The 26,247-nt window shown below is 60.5% G+C and carries 24 protein-coding genes; 10 read left to right on the plus strand and 14 right to left on the minus strand.

Annotated elements, in window-relative coordinates:
- Positions 1-344 precede the first annotated feature (344 nt).
- Positions 345-560 carry a 30S ribosomal protein S21 gene (gene rpsU, locus EJ576_RS03355; protein ID WP_002551877.1) on the minus strand — a complete coding sequence of 72 codons (216 nt, stop codon included), beginning with the start codon at positions 558-560 and terminating at the stop codon, positions 345-347.
- A gap of 202 nt (positions 561-762) precedes the next feature.
- Between rpsU and tsaD the strand changes: the two genes are divergently transcribed.
- The gene (gene tsaD / locus EJ576_RS03360; RefSeq protein WP_028618170.1) at positions 763-1,788 is read left to right on the plus strand and encodes a tRNA (adenosine(37)-N6)-threonylcarbamoyltransferase complex transferase subunit TsaD; all 1,026 of its coding nucleotides are present in this window, start codon (positions 763-765) and stop codon (positions 1,786-1,788) included.
- Between the two features lie 33 nt (positions 1,789-1,821).
- Here the strand turns inward: tsaD and plsY are convergent, their stop codons facing one another.
- Positions 1,822-2,391 (minus strand): glycerol-3-phosphate 1-O-acyltransferase PlsY, encoded by a 570-nt coding sequence (plsY, locus tag EJ576_RS03365; RefSeq protein ID WP_010206988.1) that lies wholly within the window; start codon positions 2,389-2,391, stop codon positions 1,822-1,824.
- Positions 2,392-2,465: 74 nt separating this feature from the next.
- Here plsY and folB point away from each other — a divergent pair, with 74 nt between their 5' ends.
- Entirely contained in the window at positions 2,466-2,819 is a 354-nt protein-coding gene (folB, locus tag EJ576_RS03370; protein ID WP_015886183.1) for a dihydroneopterin aldolase, read from the plus strand.
- The gene (gene folK / locus EJ576_RS03375; protein WP_126569562.1) at positions 2,810-3,328 is read left to right on the plus strand and encodes a 2-amino-4-hydroxy-6-hydroxymethyldihydropteridine diphosphokinase; all 519 of its coding nucleotides are present in this window, start codon (positions 2,810-2,812) and stop codon (positions 3,326-3,328) included. Before folB ends, folK begins: the two co-directional genes overlap by 10 nt.
- Positions 3,329-3,385: 57 nt before the next feature.
- On the opposite strand, the gene EJ576_RS03380 is transcribed toward folK, so the two are convergent.
- The 11 genes from EJ576_RS03380 to EJ576_RS03430 all read right to left on the minus strand — a co-directional run bounded on the left by EJ576_RS03380 (position 3,386) and on the right by EJ576_RS03430 (position 17,422).
- Positions 3,386-4,615: a multifunctional CCA addition/repair protein gene (locus tag EJ576_RS03380; protein ID WP_126569563.1), complete on the minus strand. Its 1,230-nt coding sequence runs from the start codon at positions 4,613-4,615 to the stop codon at positions 3,386-3,388.
- Positions 4,616-4,678: 63 nt separating this feature from the next.
- A complete protein-coding gene (locus tag EJ576_RS03385; protein ID WP_122729430.1) occupies positions 4,679-6,244 on the minus strand; it encodes a SpoVR family protein in 1,566 nt (521 codons plus the stop codon).
- Positions 6,241-7,512, minus strand: a complete 1,272-nt coding sequence (locus EJ576_RS03390; RefSeq protein ID WP_015886179.1) for a YeaH/YhbH family protein — start codon at positions 7,510-7,512, stop codon at positions 6,241-6,243. Before EJ576_RS03390 ends, EJ576_RS03385 begins: the two co-directional genes overlap by 4 nt.
- A gap of 113 nt (positions 7,513-7,625) precedes the next feature.
- On the minus strand, positions 7,626-9,548 hold the full coding sequence (locus EJ576_RS03395) for a PrkA family serine protein kinase (RefSeq protein ID WP_016977873.1): 1,923 nt from the start codon (positions 9,546-9,548) through the stop codon (positions 7,626-7,628).
- 285 nt (positions 9,549-9,833) lie between these two features.
- Positions 9,834-10,163 carry a thiosulfate sulfurtransferase GlpE gene (gene glpE, locus EJ576_RS03400; RefSeq protein WP_033898114.1) on the minus strand — a complete coding sequence of 110 codons (330 nt, stop codon included), beginning with the start codon at positions 10,161-10,163 and terminating at the stop codon, positions 9,834-9,836.
- Between the two features lie 9 nt (positions 10,164-10,172).
- The gene (locus tag EJ576_RS03405; protein WP_126569564.1) at positions 10,173-11,024 is read right to left on the minus strand and encodes a symmetrical bis(5'-nucleosyl)-tetraphosphatase; all 852 of its coding nucleotides are present in this window, start codon (positions 11,022-11,024) and stop codon (positions 10,173-10,175) included.
- Entirely contained in the window at positions 11,024-11,404 is a 381-nt protein-coding gene (gene apaG, locus EJ576_RS03410) for a Co2+/Mg2+ efflux protein ApaG (protein WP_068936224.1), read from the minus strand. The genes EJ576_RS03405 and apaG overlap by 1 nt, the downstream gene beginning before the upstream one ends.
- Positions 11,405-11,501: 97 nt before the next feature.
- The gene (gene rsmA / locus EJ576_RS03415) at positions 11,502-12,314 is read right to left on the minus strand and encodes a 16S rRNA (adenine(1518)-N(6)/adenine(1519)-N(6))-dimethyltransferase RsmA (protein ID WP_126569565.1); all 813 of its coding nucleotides are present in this window, start codon (positions 12,312-12,314) and stop codon (positions 11,502-11,504) included.
- The gene (gene pdxA, locus EJ576_RS03420) at positions 12,311-13,300 is read right to left on the minus strand and encodes a 4-hydroxythreonine-4-phosphate dehydrogenase PdxA (RefSeq protein WP_126569566.1); all 990 of its coding nucleotides are present in this window, start codon (positions 13,298-13,300) and stop codon (positions 12,311-12,313) included. Before pdxA ends, rsmA begins: the two co-directional genes overlap by 4 nt.
- Positions 13,297-14,634: a peptidylprolyl isomerase gene (locus EJ576_RS03425; protein ID WP_016977878.1), complete on the minus strand. Its 1,338-nt coding sequence runs from the start codon at positions 14,632-14,634 to the stop codon at positions 13,297-13,299. Before EJ576_RS03425 ends, pdxA begins: the two co-directional genes overlap by 4 nt.
- Complete coding sequence (locus EJ576_RS03430) at positions 14,609-17,422, minus strand: LPS-assembly protein LptD (RefSeq protein WP_126569567.1); 2,814 nt, start codon at positions 17,420-17,422, stop codon at positions 14,609-14,611. The genes EJ576_RS03425 and EJ576_RS03430 overlap by 26 nt, the downstream gene beginning before the upstream one ends.
- 130 nt (positions 17,423-17,552) lie before the next feature.
- On the opposite strand from EJ576_RS03430, the gene EJ576_RS03435 reads away from it, so the two are divergent.
- From EJ576_RS03435 to EJ576_RS03445, 3 genes are read left to right on the plus strand one after another with little or no spacing between them, the layout of a single operon-like run.
- A complete protein-coding gene (locus EJ576_RS03435; RefSeq protein ID WP_126569568.1) occupies positions 17,553-18,578 on the plus strand; it encodes an aminoglycoside phosphotransferase family protein in 1,026 nt (341 codons plus the stop codon).
- Complete coding sequence (gene murU / locus EJ576_RS03440) at positions 18,575-19,249, plus strand: N-acetylmuramate alpha-1-phosphate uridylyltransferase MurU (protein ID WP_126569569.1); 675 nt, start codon at positions 18,575-18,577, stop codon at positions 19,247-19,249. Before EJ576_RS03435 ends, murU begins: the two co-directional genes overlap by 4 nt.
- 1 nt (position 19,250) lies before the next feature.
- Positions 19,251-20,018, plus strand: a complete 768-nt coding sequence (locus EJ576_RS03445) for a TerB family tellurite resistance protein (RefSeq protein ID WP_028618157.1) — start codon at positions 19,251-19,253, stop codon at positions 20,016-20,018.
- Between the two features lie 54 nt (positions 20,019-20,072).
- Here EJ576_RS03445 and EJ576_RS03450 read toward each other — a convergent pair whose 3' ends face one another.
- Complete coding sequence (locus EJ576_RS03450) at positions 20,073-21,047, minus strand: alpha/beta hydrolase family protein (protein WP_126569570.1); 975 nt, start codon at positions 21,045-21,047, stop codon at positions 20,073-20,075.
- A 77-nt stretch (positions 21,048-21,124) separates the two neighbouring features.
- Between EJ576_RS03450 and EJ576_RS03455 the strand changes: the two genes are divergently transcribed.
- The 4 genes from EJ576_RS03455 to EJ576_RS03470 all read left to right on the plus strand — a co-directional run bounded on the left by EJ576_RS03455 (position 21,125) and on the right by EJ576_RS03470 (position 26,189).
- Positions 21,125-23,119, plus strand: coding sequence for a histidine kinase (locus tag EJ576_RS03455; protein WP_126569571.1), 1,995 nt, complete (start codon positions 21,125-21,127; stop codon positions 23,117-23,119).
- 18 nt (positions 23,120-23,137) lie between these two features.
- On the plus strand, positions 23,138-23,767 hold the full coding sequence (locus EJ576_RS03460; RefSeq protein WP_015886166.1) for a response regulator transcription factor: 630 nt from the start codon (positions 23,138-23,140) through the stop codon (positions 23,765-23,767).
- Between the two features lie 225 nt (positions 23,768-23,992).
- Complete coding sequence (locus tag EJ576_RS03465; protein ID WP_028618154.1) at positions 23,993-25,105, plus strand: ABC transporter ATP-binding protein; 1,113 nt, start codon at positions 23,993-23,995, stop codon at positions 25,103-25,105.
- Positions 25,106-25,148: 43 nt separating this feature from the next.
- Complete coding sequence (locus EJ576_RS03470) at positions 25,149-26,189, plus strand: ABC transporter substrate-binding protein (RefSeq protein ID WP_028618153.1); 1,041 nt, start codon at positions 25,149-25,151, stop codon at positions 26,187-26,189.
- Positions 26,190-26,247 lie beyond the last annotated feature (58 nt).

Below are 26,247 nucleotides of genomic sequence, written 5' to 3' on the forward strand. Positions count from 1 at the left end.
GTGTATCTGCCGTTCATTCACTGACGTTAGTTTCAATCAGGTTTTTGGCATGGAAATGTTGCCCCGGCATCCGGTCTTGGCCAATGGCGGCCTCGGAAGCTCGTCGTCGGGCACAGTCGATACTGTTGATCGCCTGTTTGAAGAATAAGTGTGCTCGTCAGTAGCCTTGATAGGCTCGTCAGAAGAGACGTGCACCGCTGGCAAAAGAGCCAGTCCTGACGTGTGAAGCAGTTGTATCGGTCGCATGTGCGGCGTCAACAGTGAAGCATCAAGCGATATCCGCAAATGCCATTAGCCCGGCTGAGGGCCGGGCTTGGCAGAAGCTTGCTATGAACGTCTGTGTATTAGTACAGACGAACGGCGCGGCGCTGTTCGCGCTGAACTTTCTTGGCGTGACGCTTAACAGCGGCTGCTGCTTTACGCTTACGCTCAGAAGTTGGCTTCTCGTAAAATTCGCGGCTACGAACTTCAGCCAGTACACCGGCTTTTTCGCAGGAGCGCTTGAAACGACGCAGAGCTACGTCGAAGGGTTCGTTCTCTTTAACTTTGACGGCTGGCATCCAGAGCTACCTTCTTTCATTACCGGGATCAACGTTCTCGTCGCAAAAAATTCGCGGCTGAGGTCGTCGGTTTTTAAGGGTTGCGGATGTTAACCCCTCATTGCCCGGAATGCAAAGCCTCTGATCGAAAACCGCTAGTCGGGAGGGGGAGTGGCGACTATTATGCGCGCCTTCGAATTCAGCCTCTACAAGGCGCAAACCCATGCTAGTACTGGGACTTGAAACCTCCTGCGACGAAACCGGTGTCGCACTTTACGACAGTGAACGCGGGCTCTTGGCCGATGCACTGTTCAGTCAGATCGACCTGCACCGTGCCTATGGTGGCGTGGTGCCGGAGCTGGCCAGCCGTGATCACGTCAAGCGCATGCTGCCCCTGATCCGCCAGGTGTTGGATGAGGCCGGCTGCGTGCCGACCGAGATCGACGCCATCGCCTACACCGCAGGCCCCGGATTGGTCGGAGCCCTGCTGGTTGGGGCCTCTTGTGCCCAGGCGCTGGCATTTGCATGGGGTATTCCGGCCCTCGGCGTGCACCATATGGAAGGCCATTTACTGGCACCGATGCTGGAAAAAACACCGCCAGAGTTCCCGTTCGTCGCATTGTTGGTTTCCGGCGGCCATACGCAGTTGGTTCAGGTGGACGGAATCGGCCAATACACCCTTTTGGGTGAATCCTTGGACGACGCCGCCGGCGAAGCCTTCGACAAGACCGCGAAGATGATGGGCCTCAATTATCCCGGTGGTCCGGAAATCGCCCGTCTCGCCGAAAAAGGTGTTGCCGGTCGCTACACCTTCCCGCGACCAATGTGCGATCGCCCGGGCCTGATGTTCAGCTTCAGCGGTTTAAAAACCTCTGCGCTGAACACCTGGCAGCAAAGCGTCAGCGCCGGAGACGACAGCGAGCAAGCCCGTTGCGACATCGCTCTGGCGTTCCAGCAGGCCGTGGTGGAGACTTTGACCATCAAGTGCAAGCGCGCCTTGAAACAGGCGGGCATGAAGCGCCTGGTGATCGCAGGCGGCGTCAGCGCCAACAAGGCCTTGCGCACTTCGCTGGAAAAAATGCTCGGCGACATGAAGGGCGACGTGTTCTACGCGCGCCCCGAGTTCTGCACCGACAACGGCGCGATGATCGCCTATGCCGGTTGCCAGCGCCTGCAGGCTGGTCAGCATGAAAGCCTTGCAATCAGCGTGCAGGCGCGCTGGCCGATGGAGCAGTTGTCGCCGTTGTAAGGCTGCAAGGTGGGCCGGGCTCATCGACGGTATTTAAAAATGCCGTTCGCGCCCGGCAAACAGGTCGCGTAAATTGCCCCGGTGGCGCCAGACGATCAGCAGTGTCAGCACGCTCATTGGCAGCAGTGCCGCCGGTTCTTGCCAGGCCAGTAGCGGCAGGGTGAGCGGGGTGGCGATCAACGCGGCGAGCGAGCTGGTGCGGGTCAGGTAGAACGTCAGCAGCCAGGCGAGTACGGCCAGCAACGCCGCCGGCGGGTAGATCCCGAGCAACATGCCGGCTGCCGTGGCGACGCCTTTGCCGCCGCGAAAGCGGAAGTACAGGGGAAACAGGTGGCCGAGGACCGCGCATACGCCGATCCAGGCCTGCTGTTGCAGGGTCAAGCCGGCGAGGCTGGCGATCAGCACGGGCAACAGGCCCTTGCAGAGGTCGCCCAGCAGCGTCAGTACGGCGAGTTTCTTGCCGGCCAGGCGCAACATATTGGTGGCACCGGCATTGCCTGAGCCACTCATTCGCGGGTCGGGATTTCCCGTCAGGCGGCTGAGCAAAATGGCGAAGGACAGCGAGCCGAGCAGGTAGGCGAAAATCGCCAGTGACCAAAACATGCTAACTATTCCGGGCGAGGACGCCCTGATTCTAACGGGGCATCGCGCCCTTGTCGTGCTGCGGAGAAGAGTGCTTGGACAGAGTGTTTATCGAAGGCCTGGAAGTCGACACCGTGATCGGGGCCTACGACTGGGAGCGCGGAATCCGTCAATGCCTGCGCCTGGACCTGAGCTTCGCCTGGGATAACCGCCCGGCCGCGGCCGGTGATGACCTGACGTTGGCGCTGGATTACGCCAGTGTATCCGCGCGTATCCAGGCCTTTGCCGAACAATCCCAGTACCAATTGGTGGAAACCTTTGCCGAACGGTTGGCCGAAGTGCTGATGAGTGAATTTCAGATTCCCTGGTTGCACCTCAAGTTGACCAAGCCAGGCGCCGTTCCGGCGGCCAAGGGTGTGGGCGTGGAGATCGAGCGCGGATGCCGCTAACTCAGGTTTACCTAGGTCTAGGCAGCAATATCGAGCGCGAGTCTCACCTCTGCGCTGGCCTGGATGCGCTGGCGAGTTTTTTGACGGATGTGCGCTGTTCAGCGGTGTTTGAAAGCCAGCCGGTGGGCATCAAGAGCGGGCCGTTCTTTAATCTGGTGGTGTCGGCCTACACCGACCTGCCGCTGATGGAGCTGGACCGGCGGTTGAAACTCATCGAGGCCGACAACGGTCGCTACGCGCCGGATCGCAAGGGTCTGCCGCTGGATATCGATGTGCTGTTGTACGGCGATCTGGTGGGTAACTTCGATGGATTGATCCTGCCGCGTGTAGAAATCCTCAAGAACGCCTTTGTGCTGTGGCCGCTGTCGTTGATGGCGCCGGAACGTGTGTACCCTGAGGCGGGCAAGACGTTGGCCGAGTTGTGGCGCGAGGCGCAGATTGACCAGGTGCTGGCGCCTGTCGCATTTGAATGGCAGGGCCAGCAACTCACGCCGAACATTCTCCTGTAGGAGCTGGCTTGCCGGCGATGGCGTTCCTGAGCTCGCTATCGCCGGCAAGCCGGGCTCCTACAGTGCGTGGTGTTCTTTGTAGATTTTTAGGGTCTTGAGCCGTTCGCGCTTGAGCGCCTCGCCCAGCTCAGGGCCTTTGAAACCCTTCTCCAGCAAGGGTGCAACGGCCACTTCGCGAGCTGCCTTCGCGGCCCCACGCAAATAATCCGCTTGTGGATAACTTCTCTGCTCCAGACCCTTGCGGCCTCGGGCGTCCATTTCGCAAGCGACCACGAATTCCTCAAAGCGCTGCGGCCGACGGTAAACGTCGAAACTTTGCAGCAACTCCAGCAACGTCGAGGCTTTCAGCTCCAGCGCACGATGACCGTGGGTGTGATATTGGCCCACCAGCAACGCCAATTCCTGGCAATCCCTTGGCACCTTGAAGCGTTCATTGACGGCCTTGATCAGCTTCAAACCCCGCTGTTCATGGGCGATGTGCTGCGGCAACTTATCCACAGGCGTTGTGCCTTTGCCCAGGTCGTGCAGCAGGCAGGCCCAGCGCACGGTAAGGGGCTGCTGGTGCAAGGCCGCTTGTTCCAGCACGCTCAAGGTGTGAATGCCGGTGTCGATTTCCGGGTGATGGGCTTCCGGTTGTGGGACGCCGAACAGGGCATTCACTTCTGGCATCAAGGATTCCAGTGCATCGCAGTCGCGCAGTACCTGGATGAACACGTGGGGTTGGTCTTCCATCAGTGCGCGGGATATTTCTTTCCAACTGCGCTCAGGCGTCAGCGCCTCCAATTCGCCGGATTCGCTGAGCTGGCGCATCAGTTCAAGTGTTTCTGGTGCGACGGTAAACCCCAGTGCCGCGTAACGTGCGGCGAAGCGTGCAACACGCAGCACTCGCAGTGGATCTTCGGCGAACGCCGGAGAAACATGGCGCAGAATGCGGGCTTCAAGATCTCGCTGACCGTGATAAGGGTCGGTCAAGTTACCGTCGTCGTCTTCCGCCATAGCGTTGATCGTCAGGTCGCGGCGGATCAGGTCTTCTTCCAGCGTCACCTCGGGGCTGGCGTGAAATACAAAGCCGCCATAACCCCGGCCGCTTTTGCGCTCAGTGCGGGCGAGGGCGTACTCGTCACCGTTTTTTGGGTCCAAAAATACCGGGAAGTCAGCACCCACCGGCTTGTAGCCCTTGGCGAGCATCTCTTCGGCAGTCGCGCCCACCACGACGCGGTCGATATCGGTTACCGGGATACCCAAGAGGCGATCCCGCACCGCACCGCCGACTTTGTAGATTTTCATGAAAAAGCCTCCATTAGCGGCACAGGATACCGCCTGTGCCTGGCCAATGGAGGCTTTGCTGTTTCAGAGATGAACGACGGCCAGGTCCAGGCGGCCGTAGTCGTTGTCGTTGTGATCGGTGCGCGGTGGCACGTGGTGGGTTTTCATCACCTGGTCGCCCTGCAGGGTTTCCAAGTGAATATCAAAGCCCCAAAGCCTGTGCAGGTGCTTGAGCACTTCCTCGGTGGACTCGCCCAGGGGTTTGCGGTCGTGCTGCTGGTGACGCAAGGTCAGCGAGCGGTCGCCGCGTACATCGATGCTGTAGATCTGCACGTTGGGCTCGCGGTTACCCAGGTTGTACTGGGCCGCCAGGGTTTCGCGGATGGTGCGATAGCCGGGTTCATCGTGGATGGCCGGCACCACCAGGTCATCCTTGAGGTCATCATCGAGAATACTGAACAGTTTCAGGTCTCGAATGACCTGCGGTGACAGGTACTGCAGGATAAAACTCTCGTCCTTGAAGCTGCTCATGGCGAATTTTATGGTGGACAGCCAATCGCTGCCGGCGATTTCCGGGAACCAGCGGCGGTCCTCCTCGGTGGGGTGTTCACACATGCGCCGGATATCGCGGTACATGGCAAAGCCCAAGGCATAGGGGTTGATGCCATTGTAGTAAGGGCTGTCGAAGCCGGGCTGGAACACCACGCTGGTGTGGGAGGTGAGGAACTCCATCATGAAACCGTCGGTGACCAGGCCTTCGTCGTACAGGTCATTCATCAACGTGTAGTGCCAGAACGTGGCCCAGCCTTCGTTCATCACCTGGGTTTGGCGTTGTGGATAAAAGTACTGGGCGATCTTGCGCACGATACGCACGATTTCCCGCTGCCAGGGTTCCAGCAGCGGCGCGTGTTTTTCCAGGAAATAGAGGATGTTCTCCTGCGGTTCGGCGGGGAAGCGCGCATTATCCTTGTCGCTATTCTTGCCGGCGCGCTTGGGAATGGTGCGCCACAGGTCGTTGATCTGTTTCTGCAGGTGTTCCTCACGCTCCTTCTGGCGCAGGCGTTCTTCCTCGGCGGAGATCGGATACGGGCGTTTGTAGCGGTCGACGCCGTAGTTCATCAGCGCATGGCAGGAGTCGAGCAGGTCCTCCACCGCATCGATGCCGTGGCGCTCCTCGCATTGCATGATGTACTGCTTGGCGAACACCAGGTAGTCGATGATCGAACTGGCGTCGGTCCAGGTGCGGAACAGGTAGTTGCCCTTGAAGAAACTGTTATGCCCATAGCAGGCATGCGCCACCACCAACGCCTGCATGCAGATGGTGTTCTCTTCCATCAGGTAGGCGATGCAAGGGTCGGAGTTGATCACGATCTCGTAGGCCAGGCCCATCTGACCGCGGGTGTAGGACTTTTCGGTGCTGAGGAAGTGTTTGCCGTAGGACCAATGGTGATAACCCAGTGGCATGCCGACCGAGGCGTAGGCATCCATCATCTGTTCGGCGGTAATCACTTCGATCTGGTTGGGATAGGTGTCCAGGGCATAACCCGCCGCAATGCGGCTGATTTCCCGGTCATAGGCCTGGATCAGTTCAAAGGTCCACTCGGAACCCGTGGAGATCGGTTGGCGTCTTTGCTCTTTTTTGGCGGTCATGTCACTAACCTGCGCTGGAAGAGTTCACGGAAGACCGGGTAGATATCGCCGGCCGAGACCAGTTGCTGCTGGGCGAACGTGTCGGCAAAGGCTTCGCCGATGCGCTCGTATTCGAACCACAGGGCCTGGTGCTCACGGGGGGTGATTTCAACGTAAGTGTAGTACTGCACGAACGGCATGATCTGGTTGATCAGGATGTCACGGCAGATTGGGGAGTCGTCGTTCCAGTTGTCACCGTCCGAGGCCTGGGCGGCGTAGATGTTCCATTCATTGGCCGGATAGCGCTCGGCCATGATCTCCTGCATCAGTTTCAACGCACTGGAAACGATGGTGCCGCCGGTTTCCCGCGAGTAGAAGAATTCCTCTTCGTCGACCTCTCGGGCGCTGGTGTGATGGCGGATGAACACGACGTCGATCTTGTCGTAGTTCCGCTTCAGGAACAGGTACAACAGAATGAAGAAGCGCTTGGCGATGTCCTTGGTGGCTTGGGTCATGGAGCCCGACACGTCCATCAGGCAGAACATCACCGCCTTGGAGCTGGGGTTGGGTTGTTTGACCAGCAGGTTGTATTTCAAGTCGAAGGTGTCGAGGAATGGCACGCGGTGAATACGTGCGCTTAGTTTCTCGATTTCCGCCTCTATTTCCTGGATATCGCCGAAGTTGTCCGGCTCTTCACGCTTCAACCGCGCCAGCTCTTCCTTGGCGTCCCTCAGTTTGGCGCGGCTGCTGCCTGACAGGGCGATACGGCGCGCATGGGCCGAGCGCAGGGTGCGGATGATGTTGATGCGGGACGGGTTACCCTCGTTGCTGATCCCGGCGCGCACGGTTTTGAAGGTGTCGGTGCCGGTCAGGTTGCGTTTGACCAGGTTGGGCAGTTCCAGGTCTTCGAACATGAATTCGAGGAATTCTTCCTGGGTGATCTGGAACACAAACTCATCCATGCCTTCGCCGGAATTGCCCGCCTTGCCCGGCCCTTTACCGCCGCCACCGCCTTGGGGGCGCTGGATATGTTCGCCGGTCGTGAATTCCTTATTGCCGGGATGAACGACGGTCTGTTTGCCGCCCCGGCCGTGGTGCAGCACCGGTTCGTCGATGTCCCGTCCAGGAATGCTAATCTGCTCGCCGTGCTCCATGTCCGTGATGGAACGGCGGCTGACGGCCTCTTCGACGGCCTTTTTGATGTGGTCACGGTAACGCCGCAGGAAACGCTGGCGGTTTACCGTGCTCTTGTTCTTGCCATTGAGGCGTCGGTCGATCACATAGCTCATGGGGAGCCCTCCGGGCAGCTTCACGTTACAAGCTTCAAGCCGCGAGCTGGAAGCTTAGAGACAAGCGGTCAGCTGCCAGGCCAGTGGCCCGGCAGCTCACGCCTGTCGCTGCCTTACTGCGATTTGCGAACCCGCAGATACCACTCGGAGAGCAGCCGTACCTGTTTGTCGGTGTAGCCGCGCTCGACCATGCGTGTGACGAAGTCGTTGTGTTTTTGCTGATCCTCCTTGCTGGCCTTGGCGTTGAAGCTGATGACCGGCAGCAGGTCCTCGGTGTTGGAGAACATTTTCTTCTCGATGACCACCCGCAGCTTCTCGTAGCTGAGCCAGGTTGGGTTCTTGCCATTGTTGTTGGCGCGGGCGCGCAGCACGAAGTTGACGATTTCGTTGCGGAAATCCTTCGGATTGCTGATGCCGGCCGGTTTTTCGATTTTTTCCAGTTCCTCGTTGAGGGCCACGCGGTTGAGGATTTCGCCGGTTTCCGGGTCGCGGTACTCCTGGTCCTGGATCCAGAAGTCGGCGTACAGCACGTAGCGGTCGAAGATGTTCTGGCCGTATTCGCTGTAGGACTCCAGGTACGCGGTCTGGATTTCCTTGCCGATGAACTCGATGTAGCGCGGCGCCAGGTATTCCTTGAGGAAACGCAGGTAGCGTTCGCGTGTTTCGGCCTGGAATTGCTCCTGTTCGATCTGCTGTTCCAGCACGTAGAGCAAGTGCACCGGGTTGGCCGCAATTTCGTGGGGGTCGAAGTTGAAGACCTTGGACAGGATCTTGAACGCAAAACGTGTCGACAGACCGTTCATGCCCTCATCCACACCGGCGGTGTCGCGGTATTCCTGGATCGACTTGGCCTTGGGGTCGGTATCCTTGAGGTTTTCGCCGTCGTACACGCGCATCTTCGAGTAGATGTTCGAGTTTTCCGGCTCCTTGAGGCGCGACAGCACCGTGAACTGGGCGAGCATCTTCAAGGTGTCGGGTGCGCAGTGCGCCTTGGCCAGGGAGCTGTTGAACAGGAGCTTGTCGTAGATCTTGATTTCATCGCTGACCCGCAGGCAGTACGGCACCTTGACGATATAAATCCGGTCGATGAAGGCTTCGTTGTTCTTGTTGTTGCGGAAGGTGTGCCACTCCGATTCGTTGGAGTGCGCCAGCAGGATACCGGTGAAGGGAATCGCGCCCAGGCCTTCGGTGCTGTTGTAGTTGCCTTCCTGGGTCGCGGTCAGCAGTGGGTGCAGCACCTTGATCGGTGCCTTGAACATCTCCACGAACTCCATCAGGCCCTGGTTGGCCCGGCACAGTGCGCCCGAGTAGCTGTAGGCGTCGGCGTCGTTCTGTGGGAATTCTTCAAGCTTGCGGATATCGACCTTGCCCACCAGCGCCGAGATGTCCTGGTTGTTCTCGTCGCCCGGCTCGGTCTTGGCCACACCGATCTGGTTGAGAATGGACGGGTAGAGTTTCACCACGCGGAACTGGCTGATGTCACCGCCGAACTCGGCCAGGCGCTTGGTGGCCCAGGGCGACATGATGGTGTTGAGGTAGCGGCGCGGGATGCCGAAGTCTTCTTCGAGGATCGCGCCATCTTCCGTGGCGTTGAACAGGCCCAGGGGCGACTCGAAGACCGGTGAGCCCTTGATGGCGTAGAAGGGCACCTTTTCGATCAGTTGTTTGAGTTTTTCGGCCAAGGACGATTTACCACCGCCGACGGGGCCAAGCAGATAGAGGATCTGTTTCTTCTCCTCCAAGCCTTGGGCAGCATGGCGGAAGTAGGAAACGATCTGGTCGATGCATTCTTCCATGCCGTGGAAGTCTTCAAAGGCCGGATAGCGGCGGATCACCTTGTTGGAGAATATTCGCGACAGGCGCGAATTGTTCGAGGTGTCTATCAGCTCTGGCTCGCCAATTGCCAGCAGCAGGCGTTCGGCGGCAGACGCGTAGGTGCTGCGATCCTGTTTGCACAGCTCGAGATACTCTTGCAGCGTGAGTTCTTCCTGCTGTGTGGATGCGAAGCGTTGTTGGAAGTGGCTGAATATACTCATGACGTCGTCACCTCGCTCGATACGTGGAGCCGACGCCGGATCAATCAGTCGATGCTGGCAGACATTGGCAGGCGCCAATGGCCGTTTTCCCCCCAGAACACCCTGAAACGCTACCGATGACCCGCACGCCGGTGTACCGGCTCTCCCCTGATTCGGATGGCCTGCGCTTAAGGATAGTTCGGAATCAGAGAGGTCAAGGCGCGATGCGCAATTAGTTTGGCTGCGCCGTTCGTCAGAAACGGCGCGAGCCCAAGCGTCACGCGGGGTAGCGGGGTGTGAAAAAAATTATTGCGAATTGCCGGAAGAAATTTCCGCAGGATAAGTCGTACGCCACAGTTCAAAGCCGCCGTCCAGGCTATAGACGTCGGAGAAACCCTGGCTGATCAGATAGGCCGCTGCGCTCTGACTGGAATTGCCGTGATAACAGGCCACGATCACCGGCGCGTCGAGGTCGGCGGCGCGGATGAAATCGGCGATGTTGACGTTGTCCAGGTGCTGGGCGCCGGTGATGTGGGCGGCCGCATAAGTCGGCTGGTCACGAATGTCGACAACCACGGCGCCCTGCTCGCGCAGGGCCTGGGCTTGTTCAGGGGGGATACGTTTGAATTCGCTCATGGCGGGCTCCTATGGCTTGGCAGTAGCCGGCAGTGTAACGGGAAGAGGGGATTCGCACTGGCAGCTATAACGCTCGCCGGTGTCGATGTTCATCAGGGTCATGGCGCCGCCCCACACGCAACCGGTGTCGAGGGCGAACACGCCGGGTTCATCGCACTTGCCCTCAAGGGCCGCCCAATGGCCAAAAATGATCTTGGTGTCACGGGTCTTGCGCTCTTGGTGAGCGAACCACGGCTTGTAGCCCGGCAGGGCGGTGTCAGCGCCTTCCTTGCTCTTGAGGTCGAGCTTGCCCTCGACGGTACAGAAACGCATGCGCGTGAAGTAGTTGGTGATGACCCGCAGGCGCGTGACGCCGGTGAGGTCGTTGTTCCACTTTACTGGTTCGTTGCCGTACATGCCGTCGAGGTAGGCGGTGTACAGGTTGTCATCGGCCAGGGCGCTTTCGACTTCGGCGGCGCACTTGAGGGCTTTCTTCAGTGTCCACTGCGGCGGGATGCCAGCATGGACCAGGGCCATGTTGCGGCCTTCGTCGTAATGCATGACTTTCTGCCGGCGCAGCCAGTCGAGCAGCTCGGTGCGATCCGGCGCTTCGAGGATTTCCCGCAGGGTATCGCCCTTTTTCAGACGCTCGATGTTATTGCCGGCGGCCAGCAGATGAAGGTCGTGATTACCCAATACGCAGACTAGAGCGTCGCGCAGGCTATACAAATAGCGCAGCGTTTCCAGGGATTTCGGGCCGCGATTGACCAGATCGCCGACCAGCCACAGGCGATCGTGGGCTGGGTTGAAGGCTACGCGCTCAAGCAAGCACTTGAGCGGTTCGAGGCAGCCCTGCAGGTCGCCGACCGCGTACGTCGCCATCAGTGCAGGGCTCCCGGCACGGCAAGGCGGAAGGGCGCGATGATGGCGTCGAACAACTTGCCGTCGGTGGCTTTCATCTGATACGAGCCTTGCATGGTGCCGACTTTGGAGGTCATCACCGTGCCGCTGCTATAGGTATGGCTGGCGCCGCTGTCGATCAATGGTTGCTGACCCACCACGCCGGCACCGCGAACTTCTTCGACCTGACCGTCACCGTCGGTGATCACCCAGTGGCGCGACAGCAGCTTGGCCGGCACCAGTCCGTTGTTTTTCACCGTGATGGTGTAGGCAAAGGCAAAGCGGTTGTGTTCAGGTTGGGATTGGTCCGCCAGGAAGCGGGTGACGACGCTGACGTCGATCTGGTAGCGAGGATCGGACATGCAAGAGGCCTTAAAAGCGGAGGACAGCAGATGCGGGTCAGTCTAGGCCAAGAGGAGGGCACTAGGCCAGACATGTGTCTGGCCTTGCCCGGCGCTGTCAGTCTGCGGCTGGCGCAGGCTGGATCGCCAACTGGTCGGCCAGGCGCACGAACGCGGCGAGGTCCAGTTGCTCGGGACGCAGGCCGCCATCGACGCCGGCAGCTTCGATCTCGGCATTGCTCAGCAGCGCCTTGAGCGTGTTGCGCAGGGTCTTGCGGCGTTGGTTGAAGGCCTCGCGCACCACGCGTTCCAGCAACTTGTGGTCCTTGGCCGTGTGTGGCAACACGGCGTGGGGCACCAGGCGCACGATGGCCGAGTCGACCTTCGGCGGCGGGTTGAACGCGCCAGGGCCCACGTTGAACAGGTGCTCGACGCGGCAATGGTACTGAACCATGATCGACAGACGGCCCCAATCACCACCGCCAGGACCCGCGGCCAGACGTTCAACTACTTCCTTTTGCAGCATGAAGTGCATGTCGCGGATGATGCCGGCGTTGTTCAGCAGGTGGAAAATCAGCGGCGTGGAGATGTTGTACGGCAGGTTACCCACCACACGCAGGCTGTTGGGCGCGGCATTGAGGGTGTTGAAGTCGAACTTCAGCGCATCACCCTGATGCAGGTTGAAGTTGGGCTTGCCGGCGAACTGCTGGTTGAGGATCGGGATCAGGTCCTTGTCCAGCTCCACCACGTCCAGTTGGCCGCCGCTGGCCAGCAGGCCTTGGGTCAGCGCGCCCTGGCCCGGACCGATTTCCAGCAGACGGTCTTCAGGCTTGGCATGGATGGAGCGCAGGATGCGGTCGATCACGCCAGCGTCGTGCAGGAAGTTTTGCCCGAAGCGCTTGCGCGCCCGGTGTTGGTAATGCTCAGTCATATACGGGTCTCGGCCATCTGATAGGCGGTTTCCAGGGCCACGTGCAGGCTGCCGGTATCGATCTTGCCGCTGCCCGCCAGGTCCAGGGCAGTGCCATGGTCGACGGAGGTGCGGATGATCGGCAGGCCCAGTGTCACGTTGACTGCGGCGCCGAAGCCTTTGTATTTAAGCACCGGCAGCCCCTGGTCATGGTACATCGCCAGCACTGCGTCGCAGTGCTCCAGATATTTGGGGGTAAACAGAGTGTCCGCAGGCAGTGGGCCGCGCAGGTCCATGCCTTCTTGGCGCAGACGCTCCAGGGTGGGTTCGATGATGTCGATTTCTTCATGGCCCAAGTGGCCGCCTTCGCCGGCGTGGGGGTTGAGCCCGCAGACCAGGATGCGCGGCTGGGCGATGCCGAATTTCTGTTGCAGGTCGGCGTGCAGGATGCGCGTGACGCGTTCCACCCGCTCGACGGTGATGGCATCGGCAATCTCGCGCAGCGGCAGGTGCGTGGTCACCAAGGCGACCCGAAGGCCACGCGTGGCCAGCATCATGACGACTTGTTCGGTGTGGGTCAGCTCGGCGAGGAACTCGGTGTGGCCGGAAAAAGCGATACCGGATTCATTGATCACGCCTTTGTGTACGGGCGCGGTGATCATGCCGGCGAAGTCGCCATCGATGCAGCCTTGCCCGGCGCGAGTGAGGGTTTCCAGCACGAACGCTGCGTTGGCTTTGTTCAGTTGCCCGGTAACCACGTTGGCCTGCAGCGGGGTGTCCCACACATACAGGCTTCCTGCCGGGGCAGGCAGGTCCGGCCAATTGCCGGGCGCCACGTCCAACAGAATGACGGCCACACCCAGCTGCGCGGCCCGCTCAAGGAGCAGGTCGCGGCTGGTAATGGCAATCAGGGGGTGTGGCTGGGGTTGCGAGGCGAGCAGCAGGCACAGGTCAGGACCAATGCCGGCCGGCTCGCCGGGTGTCACCGCGAAACGCTGGGGTTTCACTGAGCTGCCTGGTCGGTGCCTGTCTGGGCGCCTGGCAGCTTGTTCTCAACATAGGCTTCGTCGCGGATCTGACGCAGCCAGGTTTGCAGCTCTTCGTCGTATTTGCGGTTACGCAGTACGTTCAGCGCTTGTTGCTCGCGGGCTTGGTTGGTGTTGTCGGTGGCGCGACGGCCAAGGACTTCCAGCACATGCCAGCCATATTGGGTCTTGAACGGCTTGGACAATACACCCTGCGGGGTATCGGCCATCACCTGTTGGAACTCCGGCACCAGCGCTTTCGGATCGATCCAGTTCAGGTCGCCGCCATTGAGGGCAGAACCCGGGTCTTCCGAGAAGCTCTTGGCCAGGGTAGCGAAGTCTTCACCGCTCTGGATGCGGTCATAGATCTTCTGGGCCAGTTCCTTGGTTTGGGCTTCGGTGCGGATTTCGCTAGGTTTGACCAGGATGTGGCGAACGTGTACCTCATCCTTGAGCGATGTTTCGCCGCCGCGTTTTTCCAAGAGCTTCAGGATGATGAAACCACCCGGTGTGCGCGCAGGTTGGGTGATGCCACCCACTTCCATTGCGCTCAGCTCGCGGTCGAACGGAGGAGGTAATTGAGCCGCTTTACGCCAGCCCATGTCGCCGCCTTCCAGTGCGTTGTCGCTGCCGGACTGGGCGATCGCCATTTGGGCGAAGTCGGCACCCGCCTTCAAGCGATCATAGATAGCCTGGGTCTTGGCGGCGGCTGCATTGAGCTGCTCGGAGTTGGCGCTGTCCGGTGTCGGGATCAGGATGTTGGCCAGGTGCAGTTCCTCGGAAAGCTGCATCTTGCCCAGGTCCGACGCCAGGAAGTTCTTCACTTCCTGCTCGGAGACCTGAACCCGCTCGGCCACACGGCGCTGGCGTACACGGCTGATGATCATTTCACGGCGGATCTGGTCACGGGCGTCCTCATAGGACAAACCGTCGTGGGCCAAGGCTGCACGGAACTGGTCGATGCTCATGTTGTTGCGCTGGGCAATGGTGCCCACGGCCTGGTTCAGTTCTTCGTCCGAAATACGGATGCCGGAACGATCGCCGATCTGCAGTTGCAGGTTCTCGACGATCAAACGCTCGAGTACCTGCTGGTCCAGGACGCTGGTCGGTGGCACGCCACCGCCACGCTTGGCGATGGTTTGCTGGACTTCCTTGACGCGCTGGTCCAGTTGGCTCTGCATGATCACGTCGTTATCGACGATGGCCACTACCTTATCCAGTTCTTGAACCGCAGCGTGCGCCGATGCGGTACCCAGGAACAGTGCGCCCAGCACTAGCGGGCGCAGACAATCAGAAAGCTTGGTCTTCACGTTCACGATAACCTTCAATGCCTTTGTCGAGGAAGCTCTCTACCTTGGCGCCGGTCAGGCCGCCGAGTCCTTTGAGGACGATCTGGAAGAAGAGCCCGTGGTCACCCTTTTCGTTAAGCGGGGCGATCTGGCTGTATTCGTCGTTGGAAACCCAGTAACGGTTGATGACGCGCAGTTTCCAGCAGCAGTTGTCGTACTCGAAACCACCGAAGGCTTCCAGGGTACGGTTGCGAGCGTAGTCATACTGCCAGCGGGTGATCAGGTTCCACTGGGGAATGATCGGCCACATCATCGAGAAGTCGTGTTGTTGGATTTTGTAGTAATCCTTCACGAAGTTCGGATCGCCTGGCTGGCCGTAGTCACCACCAAACTGCCATTTGCCGGTCAGTTGGTTGTAGACGACCTGGTCATTACGATAGCGATAACCAACGTTGATGATTTTGTTCGGGTTGTCTTCCGGCTGGTAGTGAAGCATCGCGCTGCCGGAACGAGGGCTGTGTTCCTCGGTGTCCCAGTTGTAGTCGGCAGTGGCGCGCCAGTCACGGTTGAAGCGGAACTCGTAGTCCAGGGCAACCGGCGAAACGTCGGACTGTGCATCGGCACGGTCAGCCGCCAGGATACCCGGCAGTTGAACTTCACGGTCCTTGAAGTACACGGCCTGGCCGACGGATACGCGCTGACGCTCGAAGCCGTTCTCTTCGATCCAGCGGCTGGTCAAGCCCAGGGACAGCTTGTTCTCGTCGCCGATCCGGTCAGTGCCGCTGAAGCGGTTGTCGCGGAACAACGAGGCATAGCTGAACGAGTATTCGCTGGTATCAAAGACCGGGATGTCGCTCTGGTCCTTGTCTGGCACATACAGGTAGAACGCGCGCGGCTCGAGAGTCTGGCGATAGTCTTTGCCGAACCAGTTGGTGTTGCGGTCGAAATAGAGGCCGCTGTCGACGCTGGCGATAGGAACTGCGCGGTCTTGCGAGCTTTTGAAGGTGCCACCGGCATATTGAGTGCCGGCTGCGGCTGCCGCATTTTGACTCGCAATGATCTGGTTCTTGCCGGTGCTATCCAGATCAAGATCGTACTTGGTGTAAACGTACTTGAGCTTCGGCGTGATAAAACCGTAGGTCCAGTTCATCGGGTAGGCGACGGCTGGTGCCACGTTCAGGCGTGTACCGTTTGCACGGGTCAGGCCGCGGACGTAGGTGTCCAGGCGAGGCGACACAAATCCGTCCTGATCGGTGAACGTGCCATTTTCAAGGCTGCGTTCAAAGCGCACGGCTTCGGTCTCGTAGCTGAAGTTCAAGCCTCCCGGATGGTATGGCAGCTGACCATTGAAGGTGATCTGCGGCAACCGGTCATACGGCGTGATCTGGGAGATCGTCGCTAGCTGGTAAGCCTGGAGGTTCAGGCGCGCCTGGTAAGAGTCGCCCCGGTAGGTCACGGAACCCTGTTGATTGAGGGCATCCCGGCTTTCAACGCCTTCCTGGAACGACTTCAGATCCTGGAAGTAGTAAGGATCGCTGATGCGGGTGTAATCCACCTGGGTCGCTACACGCGAATCCAGCCCGCCCTTATGCTGCCAATTGAGCATATAGCGGGTTTTTTCGTAGTCGGTCTGTTTTTTGCGCTCGTCGTTGTCGTCGTTCAGGTACGCACCGCCGAACTGGCCTTCGCTGGATTTGGTGAGGTAGCGGAATTCGCCTTCCATCAACAAACCGCGCTTGGTCATGTATTGCGGGTACAACGTGGCGTCGTAGTTAGGCGCCAGGTTGAAGTAGTACGGCGTCACCAGGGTGAAGCCGGTTTCGCTGCCGGTGCTGAAGCTTGGCGGCAGGAAGCCTGATTGACGACGGTCGTCGATCGGGAAATAGATGTAAGGGGTATAGAGGATCGGGATGTTCTTGACCCGCAACGTCGCGTTGGTGGCGGTACCGAAACCGGTGGCCGGGTTCAACGTGATGTTGTTGCCCCTGAGCTGCCAGGCGTTGCTGTCTGGCTCGCAGGTAGTGTACGTACCGTCCTTGAGACGGATGATCGCGTTTTCGGCACGCTTGGCGTACAGCGCGTTACCGCGGATGCGCGATTTGTGCAGCACGTATTCGGCGTTGTCGATCTGGGCCGCGCCGGTATCGAGTTGCACTTCGGCATGGTCGCCCACGATCAGTGCACCGTTGTCGCGCAGACGGACCTTGCCGTTCAGCTCGCCACGGTTCTCGGCCTGGTACAGGCTGGCTTCTTCAGATTCCAACTGCATGCTGCCCTGGCGCATGACGACGTCACCGGCCAGGGTCGCGACTTGTTGTTCCTGCTCGTAACGAGAAGCCTTGGCACCGATGAAGGTGGGCGCATCGCTCTTGTTCGTCTTGTCGTTCATGCCAGGACGAGTCGGCTCGATGTACGCACCGCCGCAGTACGGGCCGGTTTCGGCCAGTTGCGCTGCGGTCAGCTTCTCGCGTGGTACCCAGTCCAGGTGGCTGTAATCGGCGCTGCGCGAGCGCAGGCCACGGCCCTTGGATTCGGTGACCAGTGCGGTCTTGGGCTCGGCCTCGGCGTTGCCGCCAGCATCGGTCTGCGCCGTGCTGTTGGCGGAGCTGATGGCAGCGCCATCATGCACCGGGCGCGGTGGTAGCGGGGCTGCGGCGGTTTTCGGCGCGCAATCCCAGGCACCCGAAGCAGAGACTGAGCAGTCATACTGTTCCGCGGCGACCACGAATGAGGTGGCGAAGGGTTGCAAGGCCAGCAGACTGCCGGTTACCAGCAACGGAAATTTTCTACGAAACGCGGGGGATTTCAATGCCATCTTATTAGTCCGGGCTTCCTGCGTGCCATCTGCCCGCGGTTTGGGCCGCACGCCTCTCGATGGTCTGAAAAAGATGCGTGATAATAAAGCATGCCCCGCTTGACGGCTAGCGCCGTCGGAGACCCTTGTAATGCCCGAGCAAGATCTACGTTTACAACAGCTGGAAGTCTGGCTGGATGAGCAGTTACCGATCCTTTTCAACGCTCAAGGCTGGGGTGCCGTACCCCCGGCTACATTGACCGCGGCCAGCAGCGACGCGAGTTTCAGGCGCTACTTCCGTTGGGAAGGCGGTGGCCGGACCTTCGTGGTAATGGACGCTCCACCCCCCCAGGAAAACTGCAAACCTTTCGTCGATATCGCACATTTGCTGGCAAAGTCAGGGATAAATGTTCCAAAAATTTACGCAGAAGATTTGCCGCGCGGCTTTCTTTTGCTCAATGACCTGGGCAGAAAAACCTATCTGGACGTGATTGACGACAAAAACGCCGATCAATTGTTCGCCGATGCCATCGACGCCTTGCTGGCCTTCCAGCAATTGCCAATGGATGCACCGTTGCCCAGCTATGACCTTGCCTTGCTGCGCCGCGAGCTGGAATTGTTTCCAGAGTGGTACGTGCGCCGTCACCTGGGTATCGAACTGGATACGCAGCAGCAAGCGCTGTGGCAGCGTGTCAGTGATCACCTGATCGACAGCGCCCTGGCGCAGCCGAAAGTGTTGGTGCATCGCGACTATATGCCGCGCAACTTGATGATCAGCGAGCCCAACCCTGGGGTGCTGGATTTCCAGGATGCGGTCTACGGGCCGGTCACCTATGACATCACCTGCCTGTTCAAGGATGCCTTCCTCAGCTGGCCCAAGGCCCGTGTGCGGGAATGGCAGCGCGACTATTGGGCGCGTGCGGGGCAACTGAACATCCCGGTGCAGGCGGATTTCGAAGAGTTCCTGCGTGCCAGCGACCTGATGGGCGTGCAGCGTCACCTCAAGGTCATCGGTATCTTCGCGCGCATATGCCATCGCGATGGCAAGCCACGCTACCTGGCCGACGTGCCACGCTTCTTTGCTTATATAGAAGAGGTCTTGGCGGACCGTCCGGAGTTGAGTGAGCTGGGTGAGTTGCTCGCCAGCCTGCGCCAATCCGCCGGGGCAAGCGTATGAAGGCGATGATCCTGGCCGCCGGCAAAGGCGAGCGGATGCGCCCGCTGACCTTGCACACGCCCAAGCCACTGGTGCAGGCCGGCGGCAAGCGCCTGATCGAGTATCACCTGGAGGCGCTGGCCAAGGCTGGCTTCACCGATATCGTGATCAACCATGCGTGGCTCGGCCAGCAGATCGAAAGTTACCTGGGGGATGGCGCGCAGTTTGGTTTGCGCATCCGTTATTCCCCCGAAGGCGAGCCGCTGGAAACCGGCGGTGGGATTTTCCAGGCGTTGCCGTTGCTGGGGGATGAACCTTTCCTGGTAGTCAATGGCGATATCTGGACCGACTACGACTTCATCCAGCTCAAGCAGCCGCTCAAGGGCCTGGCCCACCTGGTGATGGTCGACAATCCGGCCCATCATCCTTCGGGCGGTGATTTCTACCTGGATCAAGGTTTGCTTCATGATGCAGCGGCCGGTGCCGATAACCTGACCTTCAGTGGCATTTCAGTGCTCGACCCCAAGCTGTTCGCGGGTTGCAGCGCGGGTGCCTTCAAGCTGGCGCCGCTGCTGCGGGCAGCGATGGCCAAAGGTCTGGTAACGGGGGAGCACATGGCGGGACGCTGGATTGATGTCGGCACGCTGGAGCGCTTGGCGCAGGTCGAAACCCTGCTGACAGCGGGGCAGTAACATGCTGTGGCCAGGGACGCTGATCGGCGCCGGGGCTGGCTTTGCCATTGCCAGTATTCCCGGGGCCATGTTGGGTGCGCTGTTGGGGCAGGCGCTGGACCGTCGCCTGCAATTGCACAGTTGGGCGCAGCTGCGCGAGCGCCTGGGCGGGCGACCGGCGTTGCGCAATGACGAGTTGTTATTTGTGTTGCTGGGGCGTTTGGCCAAGAGCAATGGCCGGGTAGTGGATGGGCATATCCAGCAGGCGCGTCAGGAGATGCGCTCGCTCGACATGACCGACTCGGCCCAGCGCCGCGCGATTGCGGCGTTCAATCGCGGCAAGTCCGGCTCCGACCGTGTGCGCAGCTATCTGCGCGTGCTCAAGGCTCAACCCCATGCGGCGGAAGGCGTATTGCGCGCCTGTTGGCGCATGGTTTGGGCGGACGGAAAGGCGGATGACGCCGAGCGTGACCTGATCGACCTGTGGGGCAAGTGGCTTGGTTGGACGCCGCAACAGTTGCAGGCACTGGCGGCCGACTACACACCGGAGCGCAAGCCGCTGGTCAGTCGCGGTGCTACCTATCAGGACGCGCTGCGCCTGTTGGGGGTGACTGCCACTACCGAGCCATCGGTGATCAAGCGAGCCTATCGCCGCCTGCTCAGCCGCCATCACCCGGACAAGATCGCCGGCACCGGCGCGAGCCCCGCGCAAGTGCGTGAGGCCACCGAGCGCACTCGAGAACTGCACAATGCCTATACGTTGATTCGCGAGCGGCGGGATTTTCGTTAGCTTTCACTCCTTCACGTTGATAACCCGCTCCCACAGGGGACCTGCGGTGTTCCCTCAGTCGGCGTTCGCCTGTGGGCTCAACCAGCCGCGAATCCTGCGATACAACTGCTCCTGCTCGGCAGCGCTGTTGCCGGGCAACGCTTTCAAGGACACCTGCTTGTAACCGTCATTTTTCAAACGTTTGGCCGCCTGGGCGCGGGCCAGTGCGTTTTTGCGTGATGGGTCGGTGTCCTGATAGAAGACATCGGCGGTCGGCAACTTCAGGACGGGGGCCAGTTGTTGTACATCCGGATGCCGTCCGGTGGGCGTCTGCGCCGCGACCATGACGAACTTCTGCACCTGCGACGGTTGTTTCTCGCTCAAATACCGCGCGGCCCACCAGGCACCGGTGCCATGGCCGAGCAGCACCACGCTGCGTGCGCTTTGTGTTTGGGCGAACGCCACGGCGGCATCTATGCGGGCGAAGATGCGCGAAGCGTCGGTCTTGTCCTGCTCATCGGCACCCGGCACCACCGCCGGGTCGGTGCCTTCGGCTTCGGCGCTGGCGGCTTGCTCGATCGGTTTGTCGGCGGTGCTCGCTTCCTTGCTGCTGGTGTCGACAGTCGCCTTGGGCGCTTCCATCACACGCGGTGGCAGCGTATCCACACTAACATCCGGTAACGACAGGCTGAGACTGCCCCAGTTGGCGTCCGGCAATTTGTGCCGCAACGGGCTGATTGCTTGCGGCCAGTCAGCATTTTCGCCAGCGCCGGGTACGATAATCACCACGCCTTCGGGCTCGGCGCTGTTGGCGGGTTTCCACAGGGCGAGGAAGGAATCGCTGCCGGCCTGCAATTGCTGCTGTTCTTGTTGTGGGATCTTGCGTTCGAGGGCGCTGGCTTCTGCCTGGCTGCGCTCGGGCAAAGGCTGGCGCTCGACGGGTTTTTCGGCGGCAGGTGCGGGTGGGTCAGCGGCCTGTACGGAAAAGGCGCTGGTAAAAAGCAGCGACAGGCACAATGCTGGCAATGCTGAACGGTGAAAAAAGGGCATCGTAAATTCCCGGCCAGAAGTGATTCCAGCAGCCTAATGGGTTGGTCAGTATTTGTCAGTGATGTGAGACGTGGATCATGGATTTTCGCTGTCTGCTGGTTATCGGCTGTTTGTGCCTTGGCTTGATGGCAAACGCCGCCCCTGCGCCCGTCGCGCCCCAGGCACAGTTCAATGCGCAGCAACGCGAATGGCTGGCTCAGCACCCGGAGCTGCGGGTCGGACTGGTGTTGCAAGCACCCTACGCGCAATACGATCGGCGTTTGCAGCGGCTGTCCGGGGCGAATGTCGAGTTGATGCAATGGCTGGCCAAGGCGCTGAATATCGAGCTGACCTGGCGCAATTTCCCCAATCAGGAGCAACTGGAAGCCGCCGTGCGCGAGGGCGAGGTGGACATTGCCCCAGGCCTGCAACAAACCCCGGCCGGTCTGCGCCTGTGGCTGTTCACCGACCCCTACATGCGCGTGCCGCAACACATCGTCGGCATTCGCGATGGCGGCGGTGCCGTTGAGCTGGAAAAACTCGATGAACAATCCCGCGTCGCCGTGCGCATGCCCAGCGCCGTGGCTGATTACCTGCGCAGCACTTATCCCGGCCTCAACCTGCAGGGCGTGCCGATGGAGCGCCAGGCCCTGCAATTGTTGGTGAGCCAGCAAGCGCGTTATGCGGTGGTGGATGAAGCGCAGTTGAGCCGCCTGTCCGGCGAGGCGGAGTTTGCCGGGCTGGCAGTGGTGGGCGATATCGGCCTGCCGCAATTGCTGCGGGTGGCCACGCGGCGAGAATGGCCGGAACTGGCCGGCATCATGCAAAGCGCCTTGCGCGCCATCCCCGCTCGCGACTTGGACCAACTGCACAGCCGCTGGCTGCAACCCAAATACCCGCGCCTTACCGAGTCCCCGGGCCTGTGGCAAAACCTCAGTCTGTTGCTGGGCCTGTTGCTGCTCGCCAGCCTGGCCGTGGTGTTCTGGCAACGCCGCCAGCAACGGGTGCTGGAACACGGCTTGTTGGCCGCACGGGAAGAAAGCGCCGCCCGCGCCGCCGGTGCCGAGGCCCTAAGGCTGACACAGTTTTCCATCGACCAGAGCACCGTCGGCATCCTCTGGGTCAACTGGGACAGCCATGTGCGCTACGCCAATCACGCGGCCGAAAGCATGCTCGGCTACGGCCCCGGTGCGCTGATCGAGCGGCCGCTCGCCGACCTTGATCCGAGCCTGGACATGGACCGTTGGCTCAATCTCTGGAAACGTGCACGGGCCAGTGAAGAAGGGCCGCAGAACTTCGCTACCGATTGTCGGCGAGCCGATGGCAGCATCCTGCCAACCAATGTGTCCTTGAGTTTCCTGCGTTTTGCCGAAGCTGAATACCTGGTGGTCTACCTCAACGATGTCAGCGAACTGAGGCGGACGTTGGCCGCGTTGCTGCAAAGCGAAGCGCAACTGCGCGAACTGTCCGCCCACCTGGAAACCGTACGCGAAGAAGAAAAAGCCCGTATCGCCCGCGAAGTGCACGACGAGCTCGGGCAAATGCTCACCGTGCTCAAGCTCGAAACCTCTATGTGCGAGCTGGCCTATGCGCAACTCGACCCCGGTTTGCACGAGCGCTTGAACAGCATGAAGCGCTTGATCGCCCAGCTGTTCCAGTTGGTGCGGGACGTGGCGACGGCACTGCGCCCGCCGATTCTGGATGCGGGTATCGCTTCAGCCATCGAATGGCAGGCGCGGCGCTTCGAAGCGCGCACGCAAATTCCCTGCTTGGTGCAGGTTCCGGATAACCTGCCGGCTCTCAGCGATGCCAAGGCCATTGGCTTATTCCGCATCCTGCAGGAGGCGCTGACCAATGTGATGCGCCATGCCCAGGCGCATACTGTCGAATTGACCCTTTCTCTGGAGGGCACGGATTTGCGCCTGACCATCAGCGATGATGGCGTCGGCTTCGTCCAGGCGCAGGGCCGCCCGGTGTCGTTTGGCCTGGTAGGCATGCGCGAGCGCGTGCTGATCATGGGTGGGCAATTGAGGCTGGACAGCGAATTGGGGGAGGGCACCACCCTGAGTGTCACGGTGCCATTGGATGCATAACACCAAGAGGAAGTCCCTGTGATCCGCGTACTGGTAGCCGAAGACCACACCATCGTTCGTGAGGGCATCAAGCAATTGATTGGCCTGGCCAAAGACCTGTTGGTGGTGGGGGAGGCCAGCAATGGCGAGCAATTGCTGGAGACCCTGCGCCACGTGCCCTGCGAGGTGGTTTTGCTGGACATCTCGATGCCCGGCGTCAACGGCCTGGAAGCGATTGCGCGGATCCGTGCGCTGAACAATCCGCCGGCAATCCTGGTGCTGTCGATGCACGACGAAGCGCAAATGGCCGCCCGCGCCTTGAAGGTCGGCGCCGCCGGTTACGCCACCAAGGACAGCGACCCGGCGCTGTTGCTCACGGCGATTCGCAAGGTGGCGGCCGGCGGGCGTTACATCGACCCGGACCTGGCCGACCGGATGGTCTTCGAAGTCGGCCTCACCGATACGCGACCGCTGCATTCATTACTGTCCGAGCGCGAGTTCTCGGTGTTCGAGCGCCTGGCCCAGGGCGCCAACGTCAACGACATCGCCCAGCAACTGGCGCTGAGCAGCAAGACCATCAGCACCCACAAGGCGCGACTGATGCAAAAGCTCAATATCACGTCCCTGGCGGAGTTGGTGAAGTACGCCATGGAACACAAGCTGCTCTAACCACATACCTGATAACGACACCGCGAAAACCCCGCCGAGCCCATTCTTGCCGCTTGCAGCTCGCCACTTGTCGCTGCACCGTCCCGTGCGCGCCATCCGTGTAGGGCAATCCCTACCCCAAACCTTCCATCCGGCTGATGCAATTCTCTCCTGGCCCCCGATTTCCGGGGCCTTGCGGCTGGACTACGCTTGTCTCACAGCAGTCCAAAACAAAAAGGTGCGGGTATGAGCGAGGTGGATTCAAATGATGTGCTGGTCAGCTTTCGTGGCGTGCAGAAGAGCTACGACGGCGAGAACCTGATCGTCAAAGACCTCAACCTGGAGATTCGCAAGGGCGAGTTCCTCACCCTGCTCGGGCCTTCCGGTTCGGGCAAGACCACCAGCCTGATGATGCTCGCCGGCTTTGAAACGCCGACGGCCGGCGAAATCCAGCTGGCCGGGCGCTCCATCAACAACGTGCCGCCGCATAAACGCGACATCGGCATGGTGTTCCAGAACTATGCGCTGTTTCCGCACATGACCGTGGCCGAGAACCTGGCGTTCCCGCTGTCGGTGCGGGGCTTGAGCAAGACCGATATCAGCGAGCGGGTCAAACGCGTGCTGAGCATGGTCCAGCTCGATGCTTTCGCCCAGCGCTACCCGGCGCAACTCTCTGGCGGCCAGCAACAGCGCGTGGCATTGGCCCGCGCGCTGGTGTTCGAACCACAGCTGGTGCTGATGGACGAACCCCTCGGCGCCCTCGACAAGCAACTGCGTGAACACATGCAGATGGAGATCAAGCACCTGCACCAGCGCCTCGGCGTGACCGTGGTGTATGTGACCCACGACCAGGGCGAGGCGCTGACCATGTCTGACCGCGTGGCGGTGTTCCATCAGGGTGAAATCCAGCAGATCGCCGCGCCGCGAACCCTCTACGAAGAACCGAAGAACACCTTCGTCGCCAACTTCATCGGCGAGAACAACCGGCTCAATGGCCGCTTGCACAGCCATACCGGCGAGCGCTGCGTGGTGGAGCTGGCGCGCGGTGAGAAGGTCGAGGCGCTGGCGGTGAATGTCGGCCAGGTCGGCGGCCCGGTGACCCTGTCGGTACGCCCGGAGCGCGTCAGCCTCAATGGTTCCAGCGAATCTTGCGTCAACCGCTTCTCCGGGCGCGTGGCCGAATTCATCTACCTGGGCGATCACGTGCGCGTGCGCCTGGAAGTCTGCGGCAAGGCCGATTTTTTTGTGAAACAACCGATTGCCGAGCTGGACCCAGCCCTGGCGGTTGGCGACGTGGTACCGATTGGCTGGCAAGTCGAGCACGTTCGCGCACTCGACCCACTTCTAGAGGCGAATTGATCGCCCCCTGGCTTCACCAACCCTGCACGTGGAGAGAACAACAATGTTGAGATCCCTGAAGTATTCCGCCCTGGCTTTGGGCTTGATGGGCGCGACACAGGCCATGGCAGGCCCGGACCTGACGGTCGTGTCCTTTGGCGGCGCGAACAAGGCGGCCCAGGTCAAAGCCTTCTACGCACCATGGGAAAGCGCGGGCAACGGCAAGATCGTCGCCGGTGAGTACAACGGTGAAATGGCCAAGGTCAAAGCCATGGTCGACACCAAGAGCGTGTCCTGGGACCTGGTGGAAGTGGAATCGCCGGAGCTGTCCCGTGGCTGCGATGAAGACATGTTCGAGCCACTGGACCCGAAACTGTTCGGCAACAGCGCCGACTACGTGAAGGGCGCGATCCAGCCGTGCGGCGTGGGCTTCTTCGTCTGGTCCACCGTGCTCGCCTACAACGCGGACAAGTTGGCCAGCGCGCCGACCAGTTGGGCGGATTTCTGGGACACCAAGAAATTCCCGGGCAAGCGCGGCCTGCGTAAAGGCGCCAAGTACACCCTGGAATTCGCACTGATGGCCGACGGCGTCGCGCCGAAGGACGTTTACAAAGTGCTGGCCGGCAAAGATGGCCAGGACCGTGCGTTCAAGAAACTCGACGAGCTCAAGCCATCGATCCAGTGGTGGGAAGCGGGTGCACAGCCGCCGCAATACCTGGCTTCGGGCGACGTGGTGATGAGTTCGGCCTACAACGGCCGCATCGCCGCCGTGCAGAAAGAAAGCAACCTGAAAGTGGTGTGGAACGGCGGCATCTACGACTTTGACGCGTGGGCGATTCCTAAAGGCCTGGCGAAAGACCGTGCTGAAGCGGCGAAGAAATTCATCGCCTTCTCGGTGCAACCACAGCAGCAGAAGACCTACTCGGAAAACATCGCCTACGGCCCGGCCAACACCCAAGCCGTGCCATTGCTGGCCAAGGACATCCTCAAAGACATGCCGACCACCCCGGAAAATATCGCCAACCAGGTGCAGATCGACGTGAGCTTCTGGGCGGATAACGGTGAGCAGTTGGAGCAGCGCTTCAACTCGTGGGCTGCCAAGTAACACCGCATAACCCTCGGGCGAAACCGGCTCATGTAGGGGCTGGCTTGCCTGCGATGCA

It is taken from the genome of Pseudomonas sp. C 49-2, assembly GCF_003970195.1.
Taxonomy (GTDB): domain Bacteria; phylum Pseudomonadota; class Gammaproteobacteria; order Pseudomonadales; family Pseudomonadaceae; genus Aquipseudomonas; species Aquipseudomonas canadensis.

Bases quoted from the DNA above. Each gene is read 5' to 3' on its own strand.
- EJ576_RS03450 (WP_126569570.1), bottom strand. From the start codon at position 21,047: ATGCCCTTTTTTCACCGTTCAGCATTGCCAGCATTGTGCCTGTCGCTG.
- EJ576_RS03390 (WP_015886179.1), bottom strand. From the start codon at position 7,512: ATGAGCTATGTGATCGACCGACGCCTCAATGGCAAGAACAAGAGCACG.
- EJ576_RS03405 (WP_126569564.1), bottom strand. From the start codon at position 11,024: ATGGCGACGTACGCGGTCGGCGACCTGCAGGGCTGCCTCGAACCGCTC.
- plsY (WP_010206988.1), bottom strand. From the start codon at position 2,391: ATGTTTTGGTCACTGGCGATTTTCGCCTACCTGCTCGGCTCGCTGTCC.
- EJ576_RS03465 (WP_028618154.1), top strand. From the start codon at position 23,993: ATGAGCGAGGTGGATTCAAATGATGTGCTGGTCAGCTTTCGTGGCGTG.
- EJ576_RS03435 (WP_126569568.1), top strand. From the start codon at position 17,553: ATGCCCGAGCAAGATCTACGTTTACAACAGCTGGAAGTCTGGCTGGAT.
- rsmA (WP_126569565.1), bottom strand. From the start codon at position 12,314: ATGACTGAGCATTACCAACACCGGGCGCGCAAGCGCTTCGGGCAAAAC.
- apaG (WP_068936224.1), bottom strand. From the start codon at position 11,404: ATGTCCGATCCTCGCTACCAGATCGACGTCAGCGTCGTCACCCGCTTC.
- murU (WP_126569569.1), top strand. From the start codon at position 18,575: ATGAAGGCGATGATCCTGGCCGCCGGCAAAGGCGAGCGGATGCGCCCG.
- EJ576_RS03445 (WP_028618157.1), top strand. From the start codon at position 19,251: ATGCTGTGGCCAGGGACGCTGATCGGCGCCGGGGCTGGCTTTGCCATT.
- EJ576_RS03470 (WP_028618153.1), top strand. From the start codon at position 25,149: ATGTTGAGATCCCTGAAGTATTCCGCCCTGGCTTTGGGCTTGATGGGC.
- EJ576_RS03385 (WP_122729430.1), bottom strand. From the start codon at position 6,244: ATGACCGCCAAAAAAGAGCAAAGACGCCAACCGATCTCCACGGGTTCC.
- EJ576_RS03380 (WP_126569563.1), bottom strand. From the start codon at position 4,615: ATGAAAATCTACAAAGTCGGCGGTGCGGTGCGGGATCGCCTCTTGGGT.
- EJ576_RS03455 (WP_126569571.1), top strand. From the start codon at position 21,125: ATGGATTTTCGCTGTCTGCTGGTTATCGGCTGTTTGTGCCTTGGCTTG.
- folK (WP_126569562.1), top strand. From the start codon at position 2,810: ATGCCGCTAACTCAGGTTTACCTAGGTCTAGGCAGCAATATCGAGCGC.
- EJ576_RS03395 (WP_016977873.1), bottom strand. From the start codon at position 9,548: ATGAGTATATTCAGCCACTTCCAACAACGCTTCGCATCCACACAGCAG.
- glpE (WP_033898114.1), bottom strand. From the start codon at position 10,163: ATGAGCGAATTCAAACGTATCCCCCCTGAACAAGCCCAGGCCCTGCGC.
- EJ576_RS03430 (WP_126569567.1), bottom strand. From the start codon at position 17,422: ATGGCATTGAAATCCCCCGCGTTTCGTAGAAAATTTCCGTTGCTGGTA.
- tsaD (WP_028618170.1), top strand. From the start codon at position 763: ATGCTAGTACTGGGACTTGAAACCTCCTGCGACGAAACCGGTGTCGCA.
- rpsU (WP_002551877.1), bottom strand. From the start codon at position 560: ATGCCAGCCGTCAAAGTTAAAGAGAACGAACCCTTCGACGTAGCTCTG.